The organism is Nocardioides sp. GCM10028917 (assembly GCF_042666175.1).
Taxonomy (GTDB): domain Bacteria; phylum Actinomycetota; class Actinomycetes; order Propionibacteriales; family Nocardioidaceae; genus Nocardioides.
The window spans coordinates 979356-1004503 of the sequence record NZ_JBHTFL010000007.1 but is presented as its reverse complement, the minus strand read 5'-3'; the positions used below and the strand labels follow the sequence as shown (position 1 = coordinate 1004503).

Annotated in this window: 23 protein-coding genes; 6 read left to right on the top strand and 17 right to left on the bottom strand. The window is 72.9% G+C overall.

From position 1 onward, the window contains the following. Positions 1 to 15: 15 nt before the first annotated feature. Positions 16 to 480 carry a DUF2087 domain-containing protein gene (locus tag ACFQW6_RS14175; protein ID WP_378546310.1) on the bottom strand — a complete coding sequence of 155 codons (465 nt, stop codon included), beginning with the start codon at positions 478 to 480 and terminating at the stop codon, positions 16 to 18. A gap of 229 nt (positions 481 to 709) precedes the next feature. On the opposite strand from ACFQW6_RS14175, the gene ACFQW6_RS14170 reads away from it, so the two are divergent. Further along, positions 710 to 1333, top strand: coding sequence for a LysE family translocator (locus ACFQW6_RS14170; protein ID WP_378546307.1), 624 nt, complete (start codon positions 710 to 712; stop codon positions 1331 to 1333). Between the two features lie 20 nt (positions 1334 to 1353). Here ACFQW6_RS14170 and ACFQW6_RS14165 read toward each other — a convergent pair whose 3' ends face one another. Continuing rightward, entirely contained in the window at positions 1354 to 2349 is a 996-nt protein-coding gene (locus ACFQW6_RS14165) for a TerC family protein (protein ID WP_378546304.1), read from the bottom strand. 191 nt (positions 2350 to 2540) lie between these two features. Here ACFQW6_RS14165 and ACFQW6_RS14160 point away from each other — a divergent pair, with 191 nt between their 5' ends. Continuing rightward, positions 2541 to 3959 (top strand): dihydrolipoyl dehydrogenase family protein, encoded by a 1419-nt coding sequence (locus ACFQW6_RS14160; protein ID WP_378546301.1) that lies wholly within the window; start codon positions 2541 to 2543, stop codon positions 3957 to 3959. 144 nt (positions 3960 to 4103) lie between these two features. Here the strand turns inward: ACFQW6_RS14160 and ACFQW6_RS14155 are convergent, their stop codons facing one another. Further along, positions 4104 to 5306 carry an ATP-binding protein gene (locus tag ACFQW6_RS14155; protein WP_378546298.1) on the bottom strand — a complete coding sequence of 401 codons (1203 nt, stop codon included), beginning with the start codon at positions 5304 to 5306 and terminating at the stop codon, positions 4104 to 4106. Positions 5307 to 5391: 85 nt separating this feature from the next. On the opposite strand from ACFQW6_RS14155, the gene zwf reads away from it, so the two are divergent. Continuing rightward, a complete protein-coding gene (gene zwf, locus ACFQW6_RS14150) occupies positions 5392 to 6900 on the top strand; it encodes a glucose-6-phosphate dehydrogenase (RefSeq protein WP_378546295.1) in 1509 nt (502 codons plus the stop codon). Between the two features lie 16 nt (positions 6901 to 6916). Here zwf and ACFQW6_RS14145 read toward each other — a convergent pair whose 3' ends face one another. After that, entirely contained in the window at positions 6917 to 7180 is a 264-nt protein-coding gene (locus ACFQW6_RS14145) for a hypothetical protein (RefSeq protein WP_378546292.1), read from the bottom strand. Positions 7181 to 7225: 45 nt separating this feature from the next. Between ACFQW6_RS14145 and ACFQW6_RS14140 the strand changes: the two genes are divergently transcribed. Continuing rightward, a complete protein-coding gene (locus ACFQW6_RS14140; protein WP_378546289.1) occupies positions 7226 to 8107 on the top strand; it encodes an Fpg/Nei family DNA glycosylase in 882 nt (293 codons plus the stop codon). Positions 8108 to 8201: 94 nt separating this feature from the next. On the opposite strand, the gene ACFQW6_RS14135 is transcribed toward ACFQW6_RS14140, so the two are convergent. The 3 genes from ACFQW6_RS14135 to aat form a co-directional block, all read right to left on the bottom strand. After that, positions 8202 to 8591: a hypothetical protein gene (locus ACFQW6_RS14135; protein WP_378546286.1), complete on the bottom strand. Its 390-nt coding sequence runs from the start codon at positions 8589 to 8591 to the stop codon at positions 8202 to 8204. A 77-nt stretch (positions 8592 to 8668) separates the two neighbouring features. Further along, complete coding sequence (locus ACFQW6_RS14130; RefSeq protein ID WP_378546283.1) at positions 8669 to 9157, bottom strand: hypothetical protein; 489 nt, start codon at positions 9155 to 9157, stop codon at positions 8669 to 8671. Between the two features lie 75 nt (positions 9158 to 9232). After that, entirely contained in the window at positions 9233 to 9919 is a 687-nt protein-coding gene (gene aat / locus ACFQW6_RS14125) for a leucyl/phenylalanyl-tRNA--protein transferase (protein ID WP_378546280.1), read from the bottom strand. A 110-nt stretch (positions 9920 to 10029) separates the two neighbouring features. Between aat and ACFQW6_RS14120 the strand changes: the two genes are divergently transcribed. Then, positions 10030 to 10707 carry an EcsC family protein gene (locus tag ACFQW6_RS14120; protein ID WP_378546277.1) on the top strand — a complete coding sequence of 226 codons (678 nt, stop codon included), beginning with the start codon at positions 10030 to 10032 and terminating at the stop codon, positions 10705 to 10707. Positions 10708 to 10751: 44 nt separating this feature from the next. On the opposite strand, the gene ACFQW6_RS14115 is transcribed toward ACFQW6_RS14120, so the two are convergent. The 8 genes from ACFQW6_RS14115 to ACFQW6_RS14080 all read right to left on the bottom strand — a co-directional run bounded on the left by ACFQW6_RS14115 (position 10752) and on the right by ACFQW6_RS14080 (position 20671). Further along, positions 10752 to 11945, bottom strand: coding sequence for a hypothetical protein (locus ACFQW6_RS14115; protein ID WP_378546274.1), 1194 nt, complete (start codon positions 11943 to 11945; stop codon positions 10752 to 10754). Further along, entirely contained in the window at positions 11942 to 13090 is a 1149-nt protein-coding gene (locus ACFQW6_RS14110; RefSeq protein ID WP_378546272.1) for a hypothetical protein, read from the bottom strand. Before ACFQW6_RS14110 ends, ACFQW6_RS14115 begins: the two co-directional genes overlap by 4 nt. Positions 13091 to 13125: 35 nt before the next feature. Beyond that, on the bottom strand, positions 13126 to 14214 hold the full coding sequence (locus ACFQW6_RS14105) for a hypothetical protein (RefSeq protein WP_378546269.1): 1089 nt from the start codon (positions 14212 to 14214) through the stop codon (positions 13126 to 13128). An 80-nt stretch (positions 14215 to 14294) separates the two neighbouring features. Next, on the bottom strand, positions 14295 to 15227 hold the full coding sequence (locus ACFQW6_RS14100; protein WP_378546266.1) for a hydroxymethylglutaryl-CoA lyase: 933 nt from the start codon (positions 15225 to 15227) through the stop codon (positions 14295 to 14297). Beyond that, complete coding sequence (locus tag ACFQW6_RS14095; RefSeq protein WP_378546263.1) at positions 15220 to 17163, bottom strand: acetyl/propionyl/methylcrotonyl-CoA carboxylase subunit alpha; 1944 nt, start codon at positions 17161 to 17163, stop codon at positions 15220 to 15222. Before ACFQW6_RS14095 ends, ACFQW6_RS14100 begins: the two co-directional genes overlap by 8 nt. 5 nt (positions 17164 to 17168) lie before the next feature. Beyond that, on the bottom strand, positions 17169 to 18719 hold the full coding sequence (locus ACFQW6_RS14090) for a carboxyl transferase domain-containing protein (RefSeq protein ID WP_378547571.1): 1551 nt from the start codon (positions 18717 to 18719) through the stop codon (positions 17169 to 17171). A gap of 85 nt (positions 18720 to 18804) precedes the next feature. Further along, positions 18805 to 19977 carry a sensor histidine kinase gene (locus ACFQW6_RS14085; RefSeq protein WP_378546260.1) on the bottom strand — a complete coding sequence of 391 codons (1173 nt, stop codon included), beginning with the start codon at positions 19975 to 19977 and terminating at the stop codon, positions 18805 to 18807. Positions 19978 to 19987: 10 nt separating this feature from the next. Further along, the gene (locus tag ACFQW6_RS14080) at positions 19988 to 20671 is read right to left on the bottom strand and encodes a response regulator (protein WP_378547568.1); all 684 of its coding nucleotides are present in this window, start codon (positions 20669 to 20671) and stop codon (positions 19988 to 19990) included. Between the two features lie 373 nt (positions 20672 to 21044). On the opposite strand from ACFQW6_RS14080, the gene ACFQW6_RS14075 reads away from it, so the two are divergent. Further along, complete coding sequence (locus ACFQW6_RS14075) at positions 21045 to 21596, top strand: TetR/AcrR family transcriptional regulator (protein WP_378546257.1); 552 nt, start codon at positions 21045 to 21047, stop codon at positions 21594 to 21596. Between the two features lie 27 nt (positions 21597 to 21623). Here ACFQW6_RS14075 and ACFQW6_RS14070 read toward each other — a convergent pair whose 3' ends face one another. After that, complete coding sequence (locus ACFQW6_RS14070) at positions 21624 to 22328, bottom strand: SWIM zinc finger family protein (protein WP_378546254.1); 705 nt, start codon at positions 22326 to 22328, stop codon at positions 21624 to 21626. Then, positions 22325 to 25030, bottom strand: coding sequence for a DEAD/DEAH box helicase (locus ACFQW6_RS14065; RefSeq protein ID WP_378546251.1), 2706 nt, complete (start codon positions 25028 to 25030; stop codon positions 22325 to 22327). Before ACFQW6_RS14065 ends, ACFQW6_RS14070 begins: the two co-directional genes overlap by 4 nt. Positions 25031 to 25148: the final 118 nt, after the last annotated feature.

The window sequence follows — 25148 nt, the reverse complement described above, 5'->3', positions numbered from 1 at the left end:
GCCCAGCCTGCCGCGTCAGCGCTCCCGGCGGTAGTCCCCCGCGAGGAAGCCGGGGAGCCAGTGCGCCTCCCACGCCGGGATCTCCTGCCGCTCGATCGCCGAGCGCGCCGGTGCCTGCGCGACGGTCCGGTAGCGGCCGTGCTCCCGCTCGAGGTAGCGGTAGTTCACCAGCTCGCGGCGCAGGTAGGCGAAGTCCGCGTGCACCCCGAGCAGCACCTCGTTGACCTCGGGCTCGGAGTAGTCGCGGCCGGGCTCGAAGCGGCTGAGCACCTCGAGCAGCACGGCAGCGCGCACCTTGCGCTTCGCCGGCACCCGCTCGATGCGCCCGTCGGTGAAGAGCCGCCCGACGAGACGCTCCTGCTCGGCGCGCGCGGCGTCGTACGCCTCCTGCTCGAGCGCCGCCCGGGCGGCCGTGTACCCCTCGCCGGTCGCGGCCATGCGGGCGCGGACGACCTGCTTGAAGTCGCTGTTCCTGGTCATGGTCGATCACCTTCGACTGCGCTGCGCCCCCAGTACGCCGCTGCAGCGGGCGTCGACGAACCTGACTCATGGATGCCCGAGGATCTGCTCCCCTTCGCCGTGTGCGCGGACTGGGGCCGACGCGTCGGGCTGGGCGGCGGACGGCGCCCTGCACCGTGAGTCTCCCAGAGACTCAGCGGCCACGGCAAAGCGCTTTCCCCGTGCACCGGCGCGGCCCCACACTGTGGCCATGCCGTCGTCGAGCCAGTGGGCCGCCTTCCTCGTCGCCTCGATCCTGTTCATCCAGGTCCCGGGACCGAGCCTGCTCTTCACCATCGGCCGCGCGCTGACGGTCGGCCGGCGCGAGGCACTGCTCTCGGTCGTCGGCAACGCGCTCGGGCTGGTGGCCCAGGTCGTCCTCGTCGCGGTCGGGCTCGGCGCGGTCGTGGCCGCGAGCGCGACGGCGTACACCGCGGTGAAGGTCCTCGGCGCGGCGTACGTCGTGTGGCTCGGCGTGCAGGCGATCCGGCACCGCAGCGACGCGCGGCTCGCGATGGCCGCCCAGGCGCCGGCCCGGCGGGGGCACCCCGTGCGGATCGGCTTCACCGTCGGTGCGACCAACCCGAAGACCATCGTGTTCTTCGTGGCCTTCCTCCCGCAGTTCACCGACCCGAGCGGCCCGGTGGCGCTGCAGACGATGCTGCTCGGCCTCGTCTTCGGCGTCCTGGCCGCCGTGTCCGACAGCACGTGGGCGATCGCCGCGGGGACGGCGCGCACGTGGTTCGCGCGCCGTCCCACCCGGCTCGACACCCTCAGCGCCGCCGGCGGCACGATGATGATCGGCCTCGGGGCGACGATGCTGACGGTCGACTGACCCGTCGGCTGCGGCTGCCGTCAGCGGGTGCCGACGGCCTCCTGGGCGTCGTCCGTGGCGGCCGCGGCGTCGCGCCGGTTGGCCCACAGGCTCGTGGCGATCGTGACGCCGAGGATGCCGATGATCACGAACAGCGAGGTCAGCGTCGGCACGTCGGGGACCGACGGCCACACCAGGTGGGCCCAGTGGAGCACCAGCTTGGCGCCGATGAAGCCCAGGATCGCGGCGAGGCCGTAGCTCAGGTGGCGCAGCGCGCCGAGCGCACCCTCGAGCACGAAGTAGAGGGCTCGCAGCCCCAGGAGGGCGAAGGCGTTGGTCACGAAGACCAGGTAGGGGTCGCCGGTGATGCCGTAGACCGCCGGCACCGAGTCGACCGCGAAGACGATGTCGGTCGCCAGCACCGCCACGGTGACGAGGGCGAACGGCGTCAGGGCGCGCGCACCCTTCTGCACCACGGTGAACCGGGTGCCCTCGTAGGCGTCGGCGACCGGCATGAACCGGCGCATCACCTTGACCACGCGCATCTCTGCGACGTCGACCTCGTGCTCCTGGCCGCGGACGGCGTCGCGCAGCAGCTTCGCGCCGGTGACCAGCAGGATCGCGCCGAAGACCAGGAAGACCCAGTCGAAGCGGGACAGGGCGGCGGCGCCGAGCGCGATGAAGATGCCGCGCAGCACGAGCGCGCCGATGATGCCGTACAGCAGCACCCGCTGCTTGAGCACCTCGGGCACCGCGAAGGCGGCGAGGAGCAGCATGAAGACGAACAGGTTGTCGACGCTCAACGTCTTCTCGACGAGGTAGCCGGTGTAGTACTCCAGCCCACGGTCACCGCCGTGGACGTTCCAGACGTAGAGGCCGAAGGCCAGTGGCAGCGCGACGTAGAACGCCGACCAGCCGATGGCCTCCTTCATGGAGACCGCGTGCGGACGGCGGGTGGCGATGAAATCGACGACCAGCAGGGCGAGCACCACTCCGATGGTGATGAACCACAGGGTCGGGGACGCGATGGACGACATGGAGCTCCTCAGGTGTCAGTTCCTGAGGTCTCTCCCGCCGGCTCCGCGTGCTGGTGCCGGTCCCCGCCGGGACGCCTGCTGAGGCGCCGTAGTGACCGACGGAGGTTGATGGGGTACTCCCCTCGCGCCAGAGTTTAGTTGAACGGGCAAGCGGAGCACGCATCGACGTCCGGCACCCGTAGGGTCCCGGCATGGAGACAGTGGAGTACGACGTCGTGGTCATCGGTGCCGGCCCCGCCGGGGAGAACGCCGCCCAGTACGCCGTGGAGGGCACCGGGATGACGGCGGTCCTGATCGAGCGTGAGCTGCTCGGCGGTGAGTGCAGCTACTGGGCGTGCATCCCCAGCAAGGCGCTGCTGCGCCCGATCGCGGTGGCCGACGTGACGGCCGACCTGCCGGGCGTCTCGACGGCACACGTCGCGCCCAAGGCACTGCTCGAGCGCCGCGACACGTGGGTCTCGCACTACGACGACTCCGGCCAGGTCGACTGGGCGAAGGGCGTCGGCCTCGCGGTGCTGCGCGGCGACGCGCGGATCACCGGAGAGCGGACGGTGCGGGTCTCGTCGGCGGACGGCGACGTCCTCGTCCGGGCCCGGCGGGCCGTGGTGATCGCCACCGGCAGCGCGGCGCACGTCCCCGAGGTGTACGCCGACGCGCTGCCGTGGGACTCGCGCGACGCCACCGGCGTGGTGGACGTGCCCGAGCGCCTGGTCGTCGTGGGCGGCGGGGTCGTGGCGTGCGAGGCGGCGACCTGGATGGCCGCGCTCGGATCGTCGGTGACCCTGGTCGTGCGCGGTCACCAGCTGCTGGCCCGGACCGAGCCCTTCGCCGGCGAGGCCGTGCTCGCCGGGCTGCGCGAGCGGGGTGTGACCGTCCTGCTCGGCACCTCCGTCGAGGCGGTGCGCCGCTCGGACGCCCAGGCCACCGGCACCGGGCGCGTCCACGGCGGCCCGGTCACGCTGACCACCACCCACGGCGAGCTGGAGGCCGACGAGTTGCTGCTCGCGATCGGCCGGAGCCCGCGGCTCGACGACATCGGCCTGTCGTCGGTGGACCTGACGGCCGACCACGTCACCGGCGGCCGGCTGCCCGAGTGGCTGTACGCCGTCGGTGACGCCACCGGTGGCCCGCCCCTCACCCACTGGGGCAAGCACCAGGCCCGGGTGGTCGGCGTCCGGATCGCGTCCCGCGCCGCCGGCGAGGTCGCGTGGGAGCCCGACCGCGAGGCGCCGGTGCCCCAGGTCGTGTTCGCCGAGCCGGAGGTCGCCAGCGTCGGGCTGACCGAGGCCCAGGCCCGCGACGCCGGTCACGAGGTGGTGGTGACCCGGGTCCCGACCGCCTCGGCCGCCGGCACCAGCCTGCTGCGCGACCACGTCGCCGGCGACTCGCAGCTGGTCGTCGACGCCCACACCCGCCTGCTGCTCGGCGCCACCTTCGTCGGCCCGGGGGCCGGGGAGATGCTCCACGCGGCGACCGTGGCCATCACCGGCGGTGTCCCGGTGCACGTGCTGCGCCACGCCGTGCCGTCGTACCCCACCGCCTCGGAGCTCTGGCTCCGACTCCTCGAGGAGCTGCCGCCGCAGTTCCGGACGCCACCGCCCGTCTCCTGAGCGGTGCGTGAGACACGTTTTCACGCCTCAGAACCTGCGTGACGCACCGCTCGGTGAACGGCGGTCGCCGGGCGGTGCGTCAGACACGTTTTCGCGCTCCAGAACCTGCGTCACGCACCGCTCGGGCGGGGAGGGGGCGGACAGCTAACCGCGCTCGCGGAGGTAGCGCCCGAAGTGTGGGACGGTGAAGGCGATCCGGCCCCGCTCGCCGGAGTAGACGAGGCCCTTCTTGAGCAGCGAGTCGCGGGCCGGGGAGAGCGACTGCGGCTTCTTGCCGAGGGCCGCGGCGACGTCGGAGCTGGGGACGGAGTCCTCGTCGCCCCCGGAGCCGGCCTGGGCCAGCGCGACGTCGGCCATCGCCATCAGGTAGTCGCGCTCCCCCGGCGTCGCGCGCTCGTAGCGTGAGCCGAAGAATCCGACGGCGAGCTCGGACTCGGCCTCGGGCGCGGCGACGGCCACGTCGGCGGCGGTGATCGGCGAGCGCGGTGCGAGGTCCCACACGGCCTTGCCGTAGGCCTGGATGAAGTAGGGGTAGCCGCCGGTGGCGTCGTACATCGCGGCCAGTGCGTCCGCAGCGTACGCCGCGTCCTCGTCCGCGGCGGGCGCCTCGAGCGCGCGGTCGGCGGCCTCGCGGGAGAGCCGGTCGATGCGCTGGTAGCGGAAGAGCCGCTCGCTGTAGGACTTGCTCGCGCTCAGCACGGCGGGCAGGTGCGGGAGGCCGGCACCGACGACGATGACGGGGAGGCCCGACTGGCTGAGCTCGTGGCAGGCGGCGCACAGTGCGGACACGTCGTCGGCGCCGAGGTCCTGCATCTCGTCGATGAAGATCCCGATGCCCTTGCCCACGTCGGCGGCCAGTCCGCCGAGATCGGTGAAGAGCTCGACGAGGTCGATCTCGATGTCGCCGGAGTCGGCGCGACCGCGGACGGCGGCGGCGTCGATGCCGGGGCTCCACTGGTCCTTGAGCCTCGCTCCCGCGCCGGCGTCGCGGTGCGCGAAGGACTTGATCACGCCGAGGACGTGGTCGACCGACTCCTCGTCGCGGTGCCCGAGCTCGCGCACCGCCTGGTGCAGCGCGCTGCTCAGCGGACGTCGCAGCCCCTGGCCGGGCCGAGCCTCGAGCTTGCCGGTGCCCCAGCCCTTGCGCACGGCCGCGCCCCGCAGCGCGTTGAGCAGGACGGTCTTGCCGACGCCGCGCAGCCCGGTGAGCACGAGGCTGCGCTCGGGACGGCCGTTGGCGACCCGTTCGAGGACGACGCCGAACGCGGCGAGCTGCTCGTCGCGGCCGGCGAGCTCGGGCGGGCGCTGGCCGGCGCCGGGGGCGTAGGGGTTCCGGATCGGGTCCACGATCCGACCCTATTCGGCAATCTAGGCCATGCCTTAGATTGCCGGATAGTCGGCGAGTCACCGCGATGGTGGAAACATCGGGGTCGTGACCGACTCGTCATTGCCGCCGCCCGCCCAGACGATCTCCTACCCCGCCGAGCCGCGCAGCTCCTCCCGCTACGCGCAGGAGCGGGTGGACCCGCACGTCATCGTCCTCTTCGGTGCCACCGGCGACCTCGCCCGGCGCAAGCTGCTCCCGGGGATGGCCCACCTGGTGCTCTCCGACCTCGCCCCCGACATCCGCATCGTCGGGACGTCGCTCGAGGACATGGGCGACGCCGAGTTCCGGGCGTTCGCCTGCGAGGCGGTAGAGCAGTTCGGCCTCCACGAGCTGACCCCGGAGCAGTGGGACACCTTCGACGACAACCTGTCGTACGTCCCGCAGTCCGCCGGCCCGGAGGCGCTGGCGGCCGCGGTCGCCCGCGCGGAGGACGCGCTCGGTGAGGGCGTACGCCGCCTGCACTACCTGTCGGTGCCACCGAAGGCCGCGCTGCCGGTCATCGAGATGCTGCGCGAGGCCGGGCTGGTCGACCGTGCACGCGTGGTGATGGAGAAGCCGTTCGGCACCGATCTCGGCAGCGCGATCGACCTCAACGCCAGGGTCCACGAGACCTTCCACGAGTCGCAGGTCTTCCGGATCGACCACTTCCTCGGCAAGGAGGCGGCGCAGAACATCCTGGCGTTCCGCTTCGCCAACGGGCTCTTCGAGCCGATCTGGAACCGCAACTTCATCGACCACGTGCAGATCGACATCCCCGAGACCCTGGGGCTCGACCAGCGCGCCAACTTCTACGAGTCGACCGGGGCCTACAAGGACATGGTCGTCACGCACCTGTTCCAGGTGCTCGCGTTCGTCGCGATGGAGCCGCCCACGGCGCTCGAGCCGCGGGCGATCTCGGAGGAGAAGAACAAGGTCTTCCGCTCGCTCCTGCCCATCGAGCCCCGCCACGTGGTGCGCGGCCAGTTCACGGGCTACACCTCGTTGCCGGGCGTCTCGCCCGACTCCGACACCGAGACCTTCATCGCGCTCGAGGCCCGCCTCGACAACTGGCGGTGGGCCGGCGTGCCGTTCTACCTGCGGACCGGCAAGGAGATGGCGGAGGGCAAGCGGATCATCTCGGTCGCGTTCCGCGAGGCGCCGCGCTCGATGTTCCCGGCCAACTCCGGGGTCGGCTCGGCGGGGCCGGACCACCTCACGTTCGACCTCGCGGACGAGTCGAAGGTGTCGCTGTCCTTCTACGGCAAGCGCCCGGGTCCCGGCATGCGCCTGCAGAAGCTGTCGATGCAGTTCTCCACCGAGGAGACCGAGGCCGCGGGCGACGTGCTCGAGGCCTACGAGCGGCTGATCCTCGACGCGATGCGCGGCGACCACACGCTCTTCACGACCGCCGAGGGCATCGAGTCCTTGTGGGACCGCTCCGCCGCGCTCCTCGACGACCCGCCGCCCGTCAAGCCCTACGCGCCCGGCACGTGGGGACCGAACGCCATCCACCAGCTCGTGGCGCCGCACGCGTGGCGGCTGCCCTTCGAGCGTGAGTGGCGCGCGAAGAAGTGAGGCCCGGCCCGATGGCCTAGCCGGCTTCGCTCGGCCGGTCGAGCCGCTCGACGCGCTCGCGCGCGGCGTCGTACGCGTCGTCGAGTCCCAGCCGCAGCAGGGCGATGAGGTCGGGCACCTCGTCGGCACCGAGCCGGAAGGTGCCGGCGCAGACGTTGTCCCGCCACAACGACAGCACCACCAGCTGCGACTCCTGGTGCCAGGTGACGCGCAGCGACCGGTCCTCGCCGCGCGGGTCGAGGAAGACCTGCCCGATGCGAGGGGTGCGCGGCTGTGCCATGCGCCATTCTCACCCCGGGCCCTGCGTTCTGCCTAGACTCTCATCGTGCCCGAGCTGCCCGAGGTCGAAGCCCTCGCCCAGGACCTGCGCGGTCGCCTCGTGGGTCGGGCGATCAGCCGCATCGACCTGGCCGCCTTCAGTGCGCTCAAGACCTTCGACCCGCCGCTGCACGCCCTCCACGGCACGCTCGTCGACGACGTCACCCGGCACGGGAAGTTCCTGGACATCGACGCGAGCGGGGTGCACCTCGTCATCCACCTCGCCCGGGCCGGCTGGATCAGGTGGCGCGACGAGGTGCCGGCGCTGCCGGCCAAGCCCAGCTCCAAGAACCCCCTCGCCGCCCGCATCGTCATCGACGACCCCGACCTCGAGACCCGTCCCGGACTCGACGTCACCGAGGCCGGGACCCGCAAGGGCCTCGCGATCTACGTCGTCCGCGACCCGCTGGAGGTCGAGGGCATCGCCCGGCTCGGCCCCGACCCGCTCTCCGACGACTTCACGCGCGAGGTGCTGCAGCAGATCCTCGAGCGCGAGGGGCGCAAGCAGATCAAGGGCGTGCTCCGGATGCAGTCCATCGTGGCCGGCATCGGCAACGCCTACTCCGACGAGATCCTCCACGCGGCGCGGATGTCGCCGTTCAAGCCCTCGAACAGCCTCGACGAGGACGAGCTGCAGACGCTGTACGACGCCGTGCGCACCACGCTCGGCGACGCGGTCCAGCGCTCGAGCGGGCTCGCCGCCAGCGAGCTGAAGGGCGAGAAGAAGAGCAACCTCGCCGTCCACGGGCGGACCGGCCAGAAGTGCCCGGTGTGCGGCGACGTCGTGCGCGAGGTGTCGTTCGCGGACTCCAGCCTGCAGTACTGCGCGACGTGCCAGACCGGCGGGAAGCCGCTGGCCGACCGGCGGATGTCCAAGCTGCTGAAGTAGCCGGGACGACGACGGAGGTGCCGGCTGGGCCCACCCCCGTGACAGCCCGGCCAGCACCTCGTGCGTCAAGTCTACCCTGACAATGGGGCCGGTTTCACGCAGTGGCGCCCTTGTCGCCCGACCGGCGCGAGAATCGCTCCCACGCCGCCTGGCGCGAGACGCCGAGAGCGCGACCGATCTCGGCCCACGAGATGTTGCGGCTGCGCAGCAGGTCGACCCACTCGTGGGCGAACGCGGTGTTCTGCTCGGCCGAGGCGAGGATCTGCGGCAGCGTCGCCAGCAGCTCGGCGTCGTCCATCCGCTCCCACGGGAAGGGCCCGCGGGCCGCGGTCCACTGCGACTCGTCGTGGAGGATGCCGTGGAAGTCGTCGACGCACCGCTCGCACACCTGGGAACCCAGCCCACCGATCAGGCGCAGGTCGGTGCCCGGTCCTCCGGGTTCGCCACAGAAGGAGCAGATCCTGCCCTCGCGCGTGATCGCCATGGCGCGTCCTCCCTCTGCGGCACCGCCCGCCATCGTACGTCGCCCACGGGCGCCGCGTCGGGGAGGCGCGGCGACGGTCAGCTGGTCGAGTCGGGGATCTCCGGCATCTCGGGCATCTCGATGTCGTCCATCGGGTTGCCGCAGGTGTCGGTCAGGTAGGTGCCGAAGGCCTCGGCCTGCTTCTTCTCCTCCGCGGAGGCGTCGGCGCCGCCCTCCTCGAGGTCCTCGAGCTTGTCCATCGAGAAGTCGGAGGCGTCGATCTCCTGGGCCTGGTCGACGACCGACTCGAACCCCTTGCGCGCGTCGTCGGAGATGTCCTCGGGTGTGCCGACCTCCGCCATCCGCGAGCCCCAGTCCTTGACCGCCTGCGCCATGTCCTTGTCGCTGGGCAGCTCGCCGGTGGTCAGGTCAGCGGGCATCAGGTCGGACATCAGGCTGTTGGCCGCCTCGCAGAAGCCGTCCTTGCTCGCGTCGCTCGGGGCGCCGCCGCCTCCTCCGCAGGCCGAGGTGACGGTGCCGACCAGCAGCACGGCGCCGGTCAGGGTCAGGCGGGCACGGATGGTCATCGGTTCTCCCTCGGGTGGGACGCGTCCCCCGTCGGGATCGCGTCACGATCGGGCCTACCCTCCCGTGAGGCGTCCCTAGTCGTCCACCTGGAAGGGCTCCGGCAGCGGCACGTCGAGGGCGCGCCGGAGCGAGTCGAGGTAGTCCGCGCGCGGACGGCGTACGACCCCGAGCGACTCGAGGTGGGGGGTCTGCCACTGCACGTCGAGCAGCCTCCGCCCGGCGTACCGGTCGTGCAGCAGGTCGACGAGCGCCAGCAGCGCGACCTTCGAGGCGTCGCGCTCGCGGTGGAACATCGACTCCCCGGCGAAGAGCCCGCCGACGCTCACCCCGTAGAGCCCGCCCGCGAGCCGGTCGTCGCGCCAGGCCTCGACCGAGTGGGCCCACCCGAGGCGGTGCAGGCGTCCGTAGGCGTGCCGGAACTCCGGCGTGATCCAGCCGTCGGCCCGGTCGGGGCTGCCGCACGCGGTGACGACCTCGTCGAAGGCGGTGTCGATGCGGATCTCGAACTCACGGGCGGACCGGCGCAGCGACCGGGACACCCGCAGCCCGTCGAGCGGCAGCACGCCGCGCTCCACCGGCGAGAACCAGCCGAGGTGATCCTCGCCGTCGAGGGTCACCGGCATCGGGAAGAGGCCCAGCCCGTAGGCGGTCACCAGCGTGCCGGGCTCCAGGTCGGCGCCCAGCGCGACGAGGTCGTCGTCGGGGTCCCACGTCGAGCACGCCGGGAAGGCCCAGGGCGTCGGAGCAGGGGCGATGGGCACCCTTCGCACGCTAGCGAACAACCCCACCGTCCGGGGACCACGTCTCCGGTCCGACCCCGCCCGGAGGGACGGGCGAGGGATCTCGCGCCGACGCCCGTACGATCGGTGGCATGGGCCTGAAGGAGACCGTGGGGCGGCAGATCGGCCCCCGGATGAATGAGCTCGCGCCCGGGCTGACCGGTGGCTTCGTGCGCGAGGCGCTCAACCGTGCGATCGACGGCGTCGGGCCGCTCGCCCCGGCCGCGCAGGCGGCGGACAAGCAGCTGCGCGAGCAGCGCGGCGACGTCGAGCGGGCGATCCACGAGGTGATCGAGAACAACGTCCGGATCGCGGGCGCGCAGGGCTTCGCCACCAACGTGGGCGGCATGATCACCATGGCGGTGACCATTCCCGCCAACGTCACCGGGCTCGCCGTCATCCAGTGCCGGATGGTCGCCGGGATCGCCCACCTCCGCGGTCACGACCTCGCCGACCCGCGCGTCCGCAACGGGATCCTCGCCCTCCTGCTGGGCGAGGAGCAGGTGCACGAGCTGGTCAGGAACCGCAAGCTGCCCAGCACGCCCATGGCGATCGCCACGGCTCCGGTCCACGACCCGACCATCGACCGCGTCATCTCGGCGGTCGTCGCGACCGACATCGTCGCGCGGGTCGCCGGCAAGCGGCTGGCCACCACGCTCGGCCGGAAGATCCCCCTGGTCGGCGGTGTGGTCGGCATGGGTGCCGACGGCTACGCGACCTGGCGCGTCGGTCGCTACGCCGACCGCGAGATGCTGCCGCGCCGGAGGTAGGCCGGGCGTGCGCCGCCGCTCCGCTGCACCATCGGCGGGGAGCCTCAGTCCTTGCGCCCGCGCAGGCGCCGGTAGGCGTCGAGCGAGCCCCGGCCGGCGGGGCTGCTCTCGAGGGTGGTGACCACCTTGCGCCGGGCGCGGAAGGCCGTGGTCGTACGCGCCCGGTCGAGCTCCTCGCGGGCCTCGCGCACCTCGGCGTGCAGCCGCTCCTCCACCGCCCGCAGGCGCGCAGCCTCCACCAGCAGCGCGCTGATCGCGTCGAGGGCGGGCGGCAGCAGCTCGTCCGCCGTCGCGGAGTCCGGGTCGGCGAACGTGCCGGCCTCGGGGCCGAGCAGGTCGTCGAGCGAGCCGGCGACGTCGTACCCCCGCTCGGCGAGCACCTCGATCCACCGCTCCGACAGCTCGCGTGCCCACGCGTGGTCCTCGGGCGCGAGGCCGAGCCGCGCCGACGTCACGCTGCGCGACAGCGTCTGGTGGGCGAGCATCTCGCGCACCAGTGGTCGGTAGTCGGGGGGCGCGATGATCGAGGTCACCCGCTCGTTGATGGTGCGCAGGAGTGAGGTCTCCGGGACGCCGAGGGACGGGTTCTCGCGCTCCGCGGTCAGGTCGAGGGGCAGCCCGTCGAGCCCGAAGGTCCGCGAGAACCGCCGCCAGAGCTCGCCGCGGTCGGCGCCGGGCGGAGGCAGCGTGACCAGGTGCACGCGCTCGGGCGGCAGCGAGGAGCCCCACCGCTCGAGGATGTCGGGGATCTCCTGCACCGCCCAGAACCACGACCCGATGCGGGAGTCACGGGCCGGGTCGCGGATGGTGCGCAGGAACTTGGCGTACGTGATGTGGCTGCGGTGCTTGACGTTCTCCTGCCACTCGGCGGGGATCTGCCGCACCAGGTCGCGGACCGACAGCACGAGGTGGACCTCGGCGTCACCGAGGGAGGCGAGCGCCCGCTCGACCTGCGTCGGCGTGGCCCGCGCGAAGATCTCGTGGCTGACGATCGAGGTGCCGTGCCAGTCCCGCACCTCCGCGGCGAGCCGGTCCCAGGCGCCCACGGCCTCGGTCTCGATGCCGCCCCACGGCAGGGTCATCAGGTCGAGCGCGGCGAGGAAGTGGGCGTCGAACCGGTCGGCGGGGTAGAGGATGTCGTGCTCGCGCAGCAGGGGCTGGTTGCGGAAGAGGACGTCCTGGAGGTAGGACGTGCCCGTCTTCGGGCAGCCCACGTGCAGGAGCACTCGTCTGCTCACTGCTCCACCCTCCTCTCCCTGCCCCTCTCCCGGCCCGTGCGCCAGCCCGGGTCGACGATCATCCGGATCGCCAGGTCCAGCACCTGCTGGCCGTCCACCCCCGCGTGTCCCGCCGGCCGGGACGGGCCGGGTCGGTCCGAGGGCGCGCGCGGCGCGAGGTCGGCGACGTCGCCGACGACAGGGTAGCCAGCGCGGGTCAGCTGCCGCGTCATGCGTGCCGCCGACGTCGCGACCCACTCGTGCTCCGCGGCCGGTACGACGACGGGCGCGACGCCGGTGTCGGGCATCCGGGCCTGCAGCGTCCGCATCAGCGCGGGCCGCTCGGCGACCGGCACCCGGATGCCGACGACGGCCGAGATCCGTCGGGCCAGCTCGGCCTGGTCGGCGCCCGGCACCTGCACCGGAGGCAGCCGGCGGACCCCGAGGTGCTCCGGCAGGTGGTCGAGGTCGGTGACGATCCGGACGAACGGCCGGCGCCCACCCCAGCGGCGTACGGAGTCGTCGAGGTCCACGCGGGCGGGCAGCTGGTCGCGCTCGCGCCAGAAGCGCAGCCAGTCGCCCCACGGCCTGCTGCCGTGCTCGAAGCAGCGCTGCGTCCAGGTGTGGGCGAGCAGGTCGTCGAGCGGCCCACCGACCGCCACGACGAACGGCCGCGGGCCGCCCTCGGGACGACCGCGGCGGAGCAGGTGCTCGCGCGCGGCGGTGGCGACGACCGGGTCGCCGACGAGCCGGAAGCGTCGCCGCCACGGCCGCGGCACCCCGCGGCGCACCGGGTCCGGACCGAGCGCGACGAGGTCGTCGGCGAGCAGCGTGCTCGCGACCCGGAGCAGCTCGTGGGCGTCGACCGAGGCCGGGTCGACGGGACGCGCGCCGAACCCGGCGGCCCTGGCGCCGACCAGCGGCAGGTCGGCCTTGCCGCGACCGGCGGCCGGCGCGGCGAGCACCCGGTCCGCGAGCCGGGTGACCGATCCGAGGTCACGAGCCGGCGCTCCGGCGCCCCGGGCGAGGTTGATCCTGCGCAGGAGCTCCAGCTGCTGGGCGCCGGGCAGCGCGCGAGCGGCGGGCTCGTCCCCGGCTGCGGGGTCGGTCCACTCCAGCCACGGCGTCGTACCGCCGGCACGGAGGTGGGCGACCCAGCCCTGCACGGATGCCGATGGTCGGGTGGCGCTCGAGGAGGCGGTCACCGGTCCCGCAACCGACGCGCGGTCACGCGGAGCCGGCTCGCGACCGTGTCGGTCGAGGCCCGGTTGGCGGCCTCCTGCGTCATCTCGGACAACGCATCGAGGGCGGCACCGAGCTCGAGCTTGGCGCGCACCCGGTCCGGGTCCTTCCACTTCTCGTCCTCGGCGGGCCGGCGCGGGCGGAGGTCGTCGACGTCACCGACGACGTCGATGCCGCTGCTCTTGATCCAGTCGATCCAGAGCTCGCCCTGCTGCTCGGCGAAGTCGAAGCGGTGGGGTGGGAGCCGGACCGGCACGGCGTTGCGGGCGACCAGCACCTCCTGGGCGAGCAGCTCGCGGATCAGGGCGTCGTACACGGGCTCGCGCCACACCCCCAGCTCGAGGCGCCGGTTGAGCTTGCGCAACAGCGAGGTCTCGGCGATCCCCAGCGACCGGTTGTCGCGCTCGGAGTCGAGCGGCGCCCAGGCCGGGTCGATCCGGAACGCGCGGCAGAAGCGGAGCCAGAGCTCGTCGCCGTTGGGCCCCCGGTCGTGCGGCACGGTGACGACGTGGACGCGCTCGGGCGGGAGCTTGGCGCCCCAGGCGCTCAGCACAGCGGGTAGGTCGAACGCCTGCCGGAAGAAGAACGACGTGCCGGACTCGTAGCGGTCGAGGAAGCGGCGGAAGGGCCACTTCCGGCCCTGCTTGATCGACTCCTGCCATGCCGCGGGCAGCTGGCGGCCGAGGTCGCGCGCGGAGTAGACGATGTGGACCTCGTTGCCGGCGAGGTCGTTGAGCGCCTTGGCGATCTTGTCGGGCTTGGCGCCGGCGAGGATCTCGTGGCTGATCACCACGTTGTCCTGGGCGTGGTCGACCCGTCGGACCATCGCGTCCCAGGCACCCTTGGCGTGCCCGGGTCGGCCGCCCCAGTCCTGGTCGAGCAGGTCGAGCGCGGCCCGGAAGTGGAAGATGTCCGAGCGTCCCGAGCGCGTCGCCGGGACGGTGACGCCGTGTCGGCCCAGCGCGGCGGCGTTGAGCCGCAGCCGGTCCTGCAGGTAGGTGGTGCCGGTCTTGGGGGCGCCGATGTGCAGGTGGACGACACGGCTCATGGCGCTGATTGTGCCCGAGCCGGGTGGTCCACCGGGAAGTGGCTGGCTCGCGACCCGCCGGACGACCGCAAACCGGTGGGCTACCCGGGGGTCCCGAGGGCGCGTACGACGGCGCTGGGGCTCGGGCGGCCGAGCTGGGCGGCCATCCACGTGCTCGTCGCCACCATGGCGTCGAGGTCGACCCCGTGGTCGATCCCGAGGCCGGTCAGCATCCAGACCAGGTCCTCGGTGGCGAGGTTGCCGGTGGCCGACTTGGCGTAGGGGCAGCCGCCGAGACCGCCGGCGCTGGCGTCGAACGTGGTGATGCCCGCCTGCAGCGCGGAGAAGGTGTTGGCGAGCGCCTGGCCGTAGGTGTCGTGGAAGTGCATGGCGAGCCGGTCGGTGCCGACGCCTGCCTCGGCGAACGCCGCGACGAGGGCCGTGACATGGCCCGCGGTCGCGACGCCGATGGTGTCGCCGAGGCTGAGCTGGCTCGCGCCGAGGTCGAGCAGCCGGGTGCCGGCGGTGACGACCTGCTCGATCGGGACGGCGCCCTCCCAGGGGTCGCCGAAGCACATCGAGACGTAGGCCCGCACGTCGAGACCGGCCTCCCGCGCCCGGGCCACGGTCGGCTCGAACATCGCGAACTGCTCGTCGAAGGTGCGGTTGAGGTTCTTGCCGGCGAAGGTCTCCGTCGCGCTGCCGAAGATCGCGACGTGCCGGAGGCCGAGCTCGAGGGCCCGGTCCAGGCCGCGCTCGTTGGGCACGAGCACCGGGAGGTCGCGCCCCTCGTCCCCGAGCTCGGTCATCAGCTCGGCGGCGTCGGCGAGCTGCGGCACCCAGCGCGGGTGCACGAAGCTGGTCGCCTCCACGATCGGCAGGCCGGCCGCGACGAGGCGTCGTACGAACTCGGCCTTGACCGCCACCGGGACGATGGCCTGCTCGTTCTGGAGGCCGTCGCGGGGACCGACCTCGTAGATCGTCACGCGCTCGGGAAGGCCGTCGGCGCGGACGGTCATCGGGAGGTCAGTCATCGGAGGGCTCCACCGTGAACAGGACGGCGCCGAGCTTGACGAGGTTGCCGGTGGCCGCACCGACGGTGGTGACCGTGCCGGCGAAGGGCGCCTTGAGCGCGAGCTCCATCTTCATCGCCTCCATCACCCCCAGCGTCTCACCTTCGGCCACGGCCTGGCCCTCGGCGACGTTGACCGCGAGGACGGTGCCGGGCATCGGCGCGAGCAGCGTGCCGTCGCCGGCCGCCACCGCGTGGTCGCCGAACGGGTCGGGCCGTTCCCACGCCCACCGCTGGCCACGGTGCACGACGTCGACGACGCTGCGCTGAACGTTGAGCACCGCGTGCTCGGGACGACCGTCGACGAGGAGGTGGACGGTGTGGTCGGCCGCGGAGACCAGGCGTACGTCGTGGGTGGCGCCGGCGTGGGTGACCTGTCCGCGGTGCCGGTCGACCACGACCAGGTCGTCGCCGAGGACCACCGTGTCCGGGGCGGGGTCGGCACCCATCCGCCAGCCGTCCGCCCGCCACGGGCCGGGGCTGCTCGCCGGGGTGGGCACGGTGTCGAGCAGCACCTCGGTCCAGGCGGCGAACACCCGCGCCAGGGCGGGGTCGGGTGCCGGCACCTCGTTGCGGTCCAGCCAGGCGGTGTCGATCGTCGCCCCGCGGAACTCCTCGGACGATGCCAGCGCGCGGAGGAAGCCCGTGTTGGTGGTGATGCCCAGGATCGCGGTCTCGCCGAGAGCGTCCGTCAGGACGTCGATCGCCTCCTCACGGGTCGGCCCCCAGGCGATGACCTTGCCGAGCATCGGGTCGTAGGAGGTGCTGACCTCCTGCTCCGGCTCGAGGGCGTGGTCGACACGGACGCCGTCACCGGACGACCACCGCACGATCGACGTGCGGCCGGCCTGGGGCAGGAAGCCGTGGAAGGAGTCCTCGGCGTAGACGCGGGCCTCGATCGCGTGGCCCTCGAGGGTGACGGCGTCCTGGCCGAACGGCAGCGGCGCACCGGTCGCGACGAGCAGCTGCAGCTCGACGAGGTCGACCCGCTCGCTCCCCTGCTCGGTCTGCACCCGCACGACCTCCTCGGTGACCGGGTGCTCGACCTGGAGGCGGGTGTTCATCTCGAGGAAGAAGAACTCCCCGGTCGCGTTGTCGAGCAGGAACTCGACGGTTCCGGCGCCGGTGTAGCCGCACTGCTCGGCGAGGGCGACGGCCGACGACGTGATCGCCGCGCGCTGCTCCTCGCTGATCGTCGGGGCCGGCGCCTCCTCCAGCACCTTCTGGTGGCGGCGCTGCGTGGAGCAGTCGCGCTCGAAGAAGTGCAGCACCGTGCCGTGGGTGTCGCCCATGACCTGCACCTCGATGTGGCGGCCGGACTCGACGTACTTCTCGACCAGGGTCGTGTCGTCCCCGAACGACGACCGCGCCTCGCGCTGCGCCGCGGCGAAGGCCTCGTCGTAGTCACCGGCGCTCCGCACGACGCGCATCCCCTTGCCGCCGCCGCCGGCGGCCGCCTTGACCAGCACCGGGTAGGAGAAGGTGGCCGGGTCGACGGCGTCGGGACCGGTGAGGGAGTACGACGGCACGACCGGCACCCCGGCCGCCACCGCGACGTCCCGGGCGGCGTCCTTGCGCCCCATCGCGTCCATCACGTCGGCCGACGGCCCGACGAGCGTGATGCCCGCCTCGGCCAGCGCCCGCGCGAACGGTGCGCGCTCGGACAGGAAGCCGTACCCCGGGTGCACGTAGCCCGCACCCGACTCGCGCGCGGCCGCGACCACGGCGTCGACGTCGAGGTAGGACTCGACGCGCACCACCCGGTCAGCCTCGCGGGTGTGCGGGGCACCGGCGTCGAGGTCGGTGTGGATCGCGACGGTGCGCCACCCCAGGCGCTGCGCCGTGCGCATGACCCGCAGGGCGATCTCGCCGCGGTTGGCGATCAGGACGGTGTTCATGGTCATCACATCCGGAAGATTCCGTAGCGGGGCTCGGGGATCGGGGTGTACGACGTCGCGGCGAGGGCCATGCCCAGCACCCGGCGGGTGTCGGCGGGGTCGATGACGCCGTCGTCCCACAGCCGCGCGCTGGCGTAGTAGGGCGAGCCCTGGGTCTCGTACTGCTCACGGATCGGGGCCTTGAACGCCTCGACCGCGGCGTCGTCCTCGAGATCGGTGCGGACGGTGGCGAGCACCGAGGCGGCCTGCTCGCCGCCCATCACGGAGATGCGGGCGTTGGGCCACATCCAGAGGAAGCGCGGGTCGTAGGCACGTCCGCACATGCCGTAGTTGCCGGCGCCGAAGGAGCCGCCGATGACGACGGTGAACTTCGGCACGACACTGCACGCGACCGCGGTGACGAGCTTGGCGCCGTCGCGGGCGATGCCCTTGTTCTCGTACTCGCGACCCACCATGAAGCCGGTGATGTTCTGCAGGAAGACCAGCGGGATCCCGCGCTGGTTGCACAGCTCGATGAAGTGGGCGCCCTTGAGCGCCGACTCGCTGAACAGGATGCCGTTGTTGGCGACGATCCCGACCTCGTAGCCGTCGATCCGCGCGAAGCCGCACACGAGCGTGTCGCCGTAGAGCTTCTTGAACTCGTGGAACCGGCTGCCGTCGACGAGTCGGCGGATCACCTCGCGCACGTCGTACGGCGTGCGGGTGTCGGTGGGCACGACGTCGTAGAGCGACTCCGCCGGCTCGTGCGGCTCCTCGACCTCCGCGCGCGGCGCCCGGGCCGGGGTCGCGGCGGGCAGGGTGTCGACGATCGAGCGGACGATCGCCAGCGCGTGCGCGTCGTCCTCGGCGAGGTGGTCGACCACCCCCGAGGTGCGGGCGTGCACGTCGCCCCCGCCGAGGTCCTCGGCCGTGACGACCTCACCGGTCGCGGCCTTCACCAGCGGCGGGCCGCCGAGGAAGATCGTGCCCTGGTTGCGCACGATGACCGTCTCGTCCGACATCGCCGGCACGTAGGCCCCGCCGGCCGTGCACGAGCCCATCACGCTCGCGATCTGCGGGATCCCTTGGGCCGAGAGGTTGGCCTGGTTGAAGAAGATCCGGCCGAAGTGCTCGCGGTCGGGGAACACCTCGTCCTGCATCGGCAGGAACGCGCCGCCGGAGTCGACGAGGTAGAGGCACGGCAGGTGGTTCTCCGCGGCGATGGTCTGCGCCCGCAGGTGCTTCTTGACCGTCATCGGGTAGTAGGTGCCGCCCTTGACCGTCGCGTCGTTGGCGACCACGACGCACTCGCGACCCGAGACCCGCCCGATGCCGGCCACCACGCCGGCGGACGGGACGACGTAGTCGTCCCCGTCTGCTCCGGATCCGCTGCCGTACATGCCGTACGCCGCCAGCGGCGCGAGCTCCAGGAACGGGCTGCCGGGGTCGAGCAACCGGTCCACGCGGTCGCGGACCAGCAGCTTGCCGCGGTCGGTGTGCTTCTTGCGCGCACTCTCCGAGCCGCCCTGGCGGACCCGGGCCAGCCGGGCACGCAGGTCGTCGACGAGCTCGCGCATGGTCGGGGTCGCCCCTGCCGTCGGGGTCTGCTGCTCGGACACCCGGTCAGGTTAGCGATCGTTAACCTGTGGTGTCCATCGACGGCTACGGCGCGAACTCTCCGCGCACCACCGTCCCGCGTCCCGGCCCGGCGTCGAGGGTGAGCGTGCCGCCGGCCGCGGCGACCCGCGCCTCCATCCCCAGCAGCCCGCCGGCGTCCACCCGGTCGCGGTCGAACCCACGGCCGTCGTCACTGACGGTGAACGACAGGTGCGGGTGACCGCGCAGGGTGACGTGCACCTCGGTGGCCCCGGAGTGCTTGGCGGCGTTGGTCAGCGCCTCGAGGATGCAGAAGTAGGCCGCCGCCTCGACCTGCGGGTCCGTCCGCTCGACGTCGGCGACGTCCAGCGTCACCGGCACCGCCGAGCGCCGTGCCGTCGACTGCAGGGCGGCGACGAGCCCGCGCTCGGTGAGCAGCGGCGGGTAGATGCCGCGGGCCAGCTCGCGCAGCTCGGTGACGATCTCCCGGTTGTCGGCGGCGAGCTGGTCGAGCAGGGTCGCCGCCTCCTCGTGCCGCCCGGCCTTCAGCTCCTTGCGAGCCCGCTCGATGGTCACGCTCGAGGCCAGCAGCCGCTGCTGCGCGCCGTCGTGCAGGTCGCGCTCCAGGCTGCGCCGCGCGGCGTCGGCCACCTCCACGACCCGGCGGCGCGACTCGACGAGCTCGGCCGACTGGCCCTGGAGGCGGGCGTAGGCGCGGCGCACCAGGAAGACCACGACCGCCACCCCGGCCGGTAGGGACACGGCGATCACCGCGGCGTTGACCCACCACACCTCGTTGACCCCCTCCGCGCGACGCCACTCGCCGAGGGCGGCCACGCCCGCGCTGCCGGCCACCGCGACGACGCTGAGCACCTGGATCCACCGCCGCCCCAGGTAGGCGAAGCCCACCAGCAGCGGCACCATCGTCAGCAGGACCGTCAGCGGGCTGAGGTTGGGCGTGGCCCACGTGCCACCGACGGCGAAGATGAGGGCGGACAGCGTGAGGCCCACGATCGCCGCCGGTGCGCCGAAGCGGCGGCACAGCGGCGGCGTGACGAGCATCAGCACGATCGACACGGCCATCACGCCCAGGTCGATCTCCACCGACGTGTGCCGGAAGCCGAGGGCGTACGCCGCCGCGAGCAGCAGCGTGGCCGTCGTCAGCGCGACCAGGTTGATGCGCATCAGCCAGCGCAGCGCCGGGTCGAGGCTGTCCCAGCCCGCCAGGATGCCCCTCACCGGGTGGTGCTCATCGACGGGGAAGGCCGCCGCCGACACCGGCTTCGCTGAGGAACACCAGCGTGGCCGCGACCCGGCGGTGCACCGGTGCGTCGGAGGGCAGGTCGAGCTTGGTCAGGATCGAGTTGATGTGCTTCTCGACGGCGCGGTCGGTGACGACCAGCTCGCCCGCGATGGCGGCGTTGGTCATCCCGCGCGCGACCATGCCCAGCACCTCGAGCTCGCGCGGGGTCAGCCGGTCGAGCACCGAGTCGTGGCGGCGCGTGCCGGTCGCGACGAGCGCGTCGACCACGATCTGGTCGATGACCGATCCCCCGGCGGCCACCGTGCGCAGGGCGGCCACCAGCTCGTCGACGTCGGCCACCCGCTCCTTGAGCAGGTACCCGCGGCCGTCGCTGCCCTCGCGCACCAGGTCCAGGGCGTACTCGACGTCGGAGTACTGCGTCAGCGCCACCACCCCGGTGCCGGGGTGCGTGTGCCGCAGCTCGCCGGCGGCCCGGATGCCCTCGTCGGTGAAGTCGGGTGGCATCCGGATGTCGGTCAGCACCACGTCGGGACGGTGCTCCTCGACCGCCGCGAGCAGCTCGGGCAGGCTCGTCGCCGTCGCCACGACATCGATGTCGTCGTAGCCGTCGAGCAGCGCCATCACGCCCGCCCGGAGCAGGTCGCCGTCCTCGGCGAGGACGACGCGGATGCGGGACATGCGCGCACTGTAACCACGGCCCGGCCGGGCGTCGCTAGGGCTGGCACCACCCGACGCGTGGCGACGTACACCGCCTGCCCCCGAATCCGTCGTCACGACACGCCGTGACGACGGTTCCTTTGCTGGATGGTGGTGCTGGCACCACTCACTCCCAAGGGTGTAGCGCCTACGATCTACGATGAAAGTCGGGTGCACGGATCGGGGGATCAGTGGGCCGCTGCGGGGGTGCGGCCCACTGCAGCACCAGACGTTCGGGGAGGAACGCATGATTCCGCTGGCAGTGACGGAGGCGCCGGAGCGCCTCATGCCACTTCCCGGACCACGGGCTCCGTGGGGGGGGTTAGCAGGCACTAACCTCGGCGTCGTGACTCCCCGCCGCCAGCAGATCCTCGACATCGCGGCCGACCTCTTCGCCTCGCGGGGGTTCCACGGCGTGTCGGTCGCCGAGCTCGGCGCGGCCTGCGGCATCTCCGGTCCCGCGCTCTACAAGCACTTCCAGTCCAAGGACGCGATGCTGGCCGAGATGCTCGTGACGATCAGCGAGACGCTCCTGTCCGAGGGTCGCTGCCGGGTCGCGGCCGCCGGCGACCCGCGCACGGCGCTCGAGGCGCTCGTCGAGTGGCACATCGAGTTCGCCCTCGAGCACCGCGCACTGATCGTCGTCCAGGACCGCGACTGGAGCAGCCTGCCCGACGAGGCCCGCGAGCGGGTCCGCGCCCTGCAGCGCGCCTACGTCGACGAGTGGGCCGCACAGATCCGCCGCCACGACGCCACCCTCAGCCCGGAGGCCTCGCGCACCCGCGCCCACGTCCTCTTCGGCCTGCTCAACTCCACGCCGCACAGCGGCCGGCTGCCCGACCCGCAGATGCACGACGTGCTGCGCGACATGGCCCACGGAGCCCTCGGCCTCTCCTGAGCCGCGCCCGCCCACCTGCCTCGCCGGTCACCAGGCGTCGAACGGGCTCTCCAGCCGCAGGAGCCGGGCAGCGCGGACGGCGGCGTCCTCGGCGACGACCAGGTCGTCGACGTCGTCGGGCCCGCTGGGGGCTGAGTCTCCCGCAGACTCACCGTCCAGCGGCGCGTCGACCGCCGGCGTGCGGACCAGCCGGTGGAGGTCGCGAAGCACTCGCTCGCGCGACAGCCCGCGCAGGTGGGTGAGGACGAACGGGTCGACCTGGATGAGCCAGGCCAGCTGGGTGAGCACCGCGAGCGCGTGCGGGCACGGGTCGAGCCAGGCGTCGCACGAGCAGGCCGAGCCCAGCTCGCCCCCGTAGGGCAGCAGCTCGACGCCCGCCTCCTCCACCGCCTCGACGAAGGAGTGCGGCAGCTGGCCGGCCAGCAGCGCGCCGATCCGCCCCGACTCGGCGGCGACCAGCTCGACGACCGCCGCGGCGTCGGCCGTGTCGAGCACCGGCACGGTGACCTCGACGGTGAAGGCGTCCTGACCGTCGCTGACCGCCGCCACCGCACCGCCCTCGCCGACCGTGATCGCGCCGACCGCCCCTGCTCGGGCGAGCCTGCGGCCGACTCGCAGGTCCTTCTCGCCGAAGGCGGCCTCCTCCACGGCCCGGAGCACCGCCTTGCTCCACCAGGTGCCGGCCCCACCGCCACGTCGAGCAGCGAGTCGTGGGTGGGTGGTGGCGTTCATCGCCTGAGCTCCACGAGGTCGCGGAGCTCCGCGTCGGACAGCTCGGTGAGCGCCGTCTCGCCGCGCGACAGCACGGAGTCGGCCAGGGAGCGCTTGCGGGCGAGCAGCTCGGCGATCTTCTCCTCGATCGTCCCCTGGGTGATGAACCGGTGCACCTGCACCGGGCGGGTCTGGCCGATCCGGTAGGCCCGGTCGGTGGCCTGGTCCTCGACGGCGGGGTTCCACCAGCGGTCGACGTGGATCACGTGGTCGGCGCGGGTCAGGTTGAGCCCGGTGCCGCCGGCCTTGAGCGAGAGGAGGAAGACCGGGGTGTCGCCCGCCTGGAACCGGGCGACCATCGCGTCGCGCTCGCGCACCGGGGTGCCGCCGTGCAGGAACTGGTGCGGCACTCCCGCCGCGGCGAGGTGCCGCTCGAGGAGGCGCGCCATGGCGACGTACTGGGTGAAGACGAGCACGGCACCGTCCTCGGCCATGACCGTGCCGACGAGCTCGTCGAGGAGCTCGATCTTCTCCGACCGCCCGCGGAGCTTGGGGTTGGGCTGGCGGAGGAAGTGGGCGGGGTGGTTGCAGATCTGCTTGAGGCCGGTGAGCAGCTTGAGCACGAGACCGCGGCGGGTCTCCTCGTCGGCCTCCTCGATGCGGCGCATCGACTCGCGCACGAGCGTCTCGTAGAGGACGACCTGTTCGCGGGTCAGCCCGAGCAGGTGGTCGGTCTCGGTCTTGGGCGGCAGCTCGGGAGCGACCCCCGGGTCGGACTTGCGCCGCCGTAGCAGGAACGGGCCGATGAGGTCGGCGAACTGCCGAGCCTTGGTGGGCTCGAGCCCCGACTCGATGGGGCCGGCCCACACCTTGCGGAAGGCGTTGCGACTGCCGAGCAGACCGGGGACGGCCCAGTCGAGGATCGACCAGAGCTCGGTGAGGTCGTTCTCGACCGGTGTGCCGGTCAGCGCGACGCGAGCGGTGCTCGAGATGGTGCGCAGCGCCCGCGCCGCGGCGGAGCGCGAGTTCTTGATGTGCTGCGCCTCGTCGGCCACGACCAGGTCCCACGGGACCTCGCCGAGGAGGGCGGCGTCGTTGCGCATCGTGCCGTAGGTCGTGAGCACGAAGCCGCCGGTGACGCCGTCGAGGTCGCGGGCGCTGCCGTGGTGACGTCGTACGGCGACGCCCGGCGCGAAGCGACGGATCTCGGCCTCCCAGTTGCCGAGCAGCGACGCCGGGCAGACCACCAGGGTGGGCCCGCCGCCCCCTGCCTCCTGACGATGCAGGTGGAGCGCGATCAGGGTGATCGTCTTGCCGAGACCCATGTCGTCGGCCAGGCAGGCGCCGAGGCCCAGCCCCGTGAGCTCGGCCAGCCAGGACAGTCCGCGGCGCTGGTAGTCGCGGAGCTCGGCCTGCAACCCGGTCGGGACGTCGACGAGCTCGCCCGACGCGGCCTCACGCACGCGGTCGCGCAGCGTGAGGAGGCTCGCCCCGACGACCGCCTCGTAGGGAGAGTCCTCGATGTCGACGACACCGGTGAGGGTCGCTGCCAGTGCCTGGACCGGGGTGACGGTGCGGATCAATCGCTTGCGGGCGCGCTTGATCACCGCGGAGTCGACCGCGACCCAGTTGTCGCGCAGCTTGATGATCGGGCTGGTCGTGCGGGCCAGCTCGTCCATCTCGTCGTCGCTCATCTCCTCGCCGTGCAAGGAGAGCTGCCACTCGAAGCCGAACAGCGCCTGCGGCCCGAAGAGGCCGTCCTGCAGGGGCTCCTCGCGGGTGCCGGCGGGCGATCGTCGGCCCAGCTCGACCCGCTGGGTGACCTCGCGGTCGAGGTACTTCGGCCACATGACCGGGTGGCCCGCCTCGGTCAGCGCCGCGGCGCCGCCGTCGAGGAGCGAGAGGATCTCGTCGGAGTCGAGGGTGATCTCGTCGGGGACCCGCAGGTCGAGCAGCCGGTCGAGGACCGGCCACGCGTCGGCCGCGGAGCGCAGCGCAATGGCCGCGTGGGTGCGGGCCCGGTCCCCGAAGCCGTGGCCGGCCTCCGGGCCGGATTCGGCCCACAGCTCGGACGCGTCGGCGAGGTGGGCGGGGTTGTCGACGGCGTGGACCTGCAGCACCAGGCGTACGGCGCCGGCGACCAGCTCCTCCTCGTCGGCCTCGACGCGGAACGAGATGGACACCAGGTGCGGGCGGTCGTCGCGGCCCCGCGCACGGATGCGTGCGATCCGCTGCTGCAGCTGGTCGCTGAACGCGTCAGGGCTGCGCGGCTCCGACGGCGTGGGACCGACCGGCGCCGGGCCGCGGTGGCGCGAGCGCCCCGGGGTGGTGCGGGGCATGGTGTCGACCACGGCGTCGAGCAGGCCGCGGACCATGCCCTCGGCGGTCGCCTCGTCGAAACCGTCCCAGGCCCGGGAGCGCGCCAGCTCGGCGATGCGGCGCTCGTCGGCGGCGTCGAGCCCCGCGACCTGCCAGTGCCGCCCCTCGGGGTCGGGGGCGAAGCGGCCCGAGGCGACCAGCTGGAGTCCCATCAGCGCGGCTCCGGCGAGCAGCGCGACCGAGGGGTGCACGTCGGTCTGGTCGCGGACCTTGCCGAGCACCGGCAGCGCGCCGCGGATCGGCATCACGATCGTGCGGCGCTCGTCGGTGAACTCGACCGAGCCCTCCCGGGGCGGCTCCCCCACCAGCAGCCTGGCGGGACCGGTGACCGGGACGAAGCTCATGCACGTACTCGCTTCGCTCCGTGCGCGCAGGAGGCACGAGTCGCACAGCGCTGGACGATCCGCTCGCTCATGCACACCCTCCTGGCTCGCTCGGCAGCGGGCACAGGGACGGTAACGC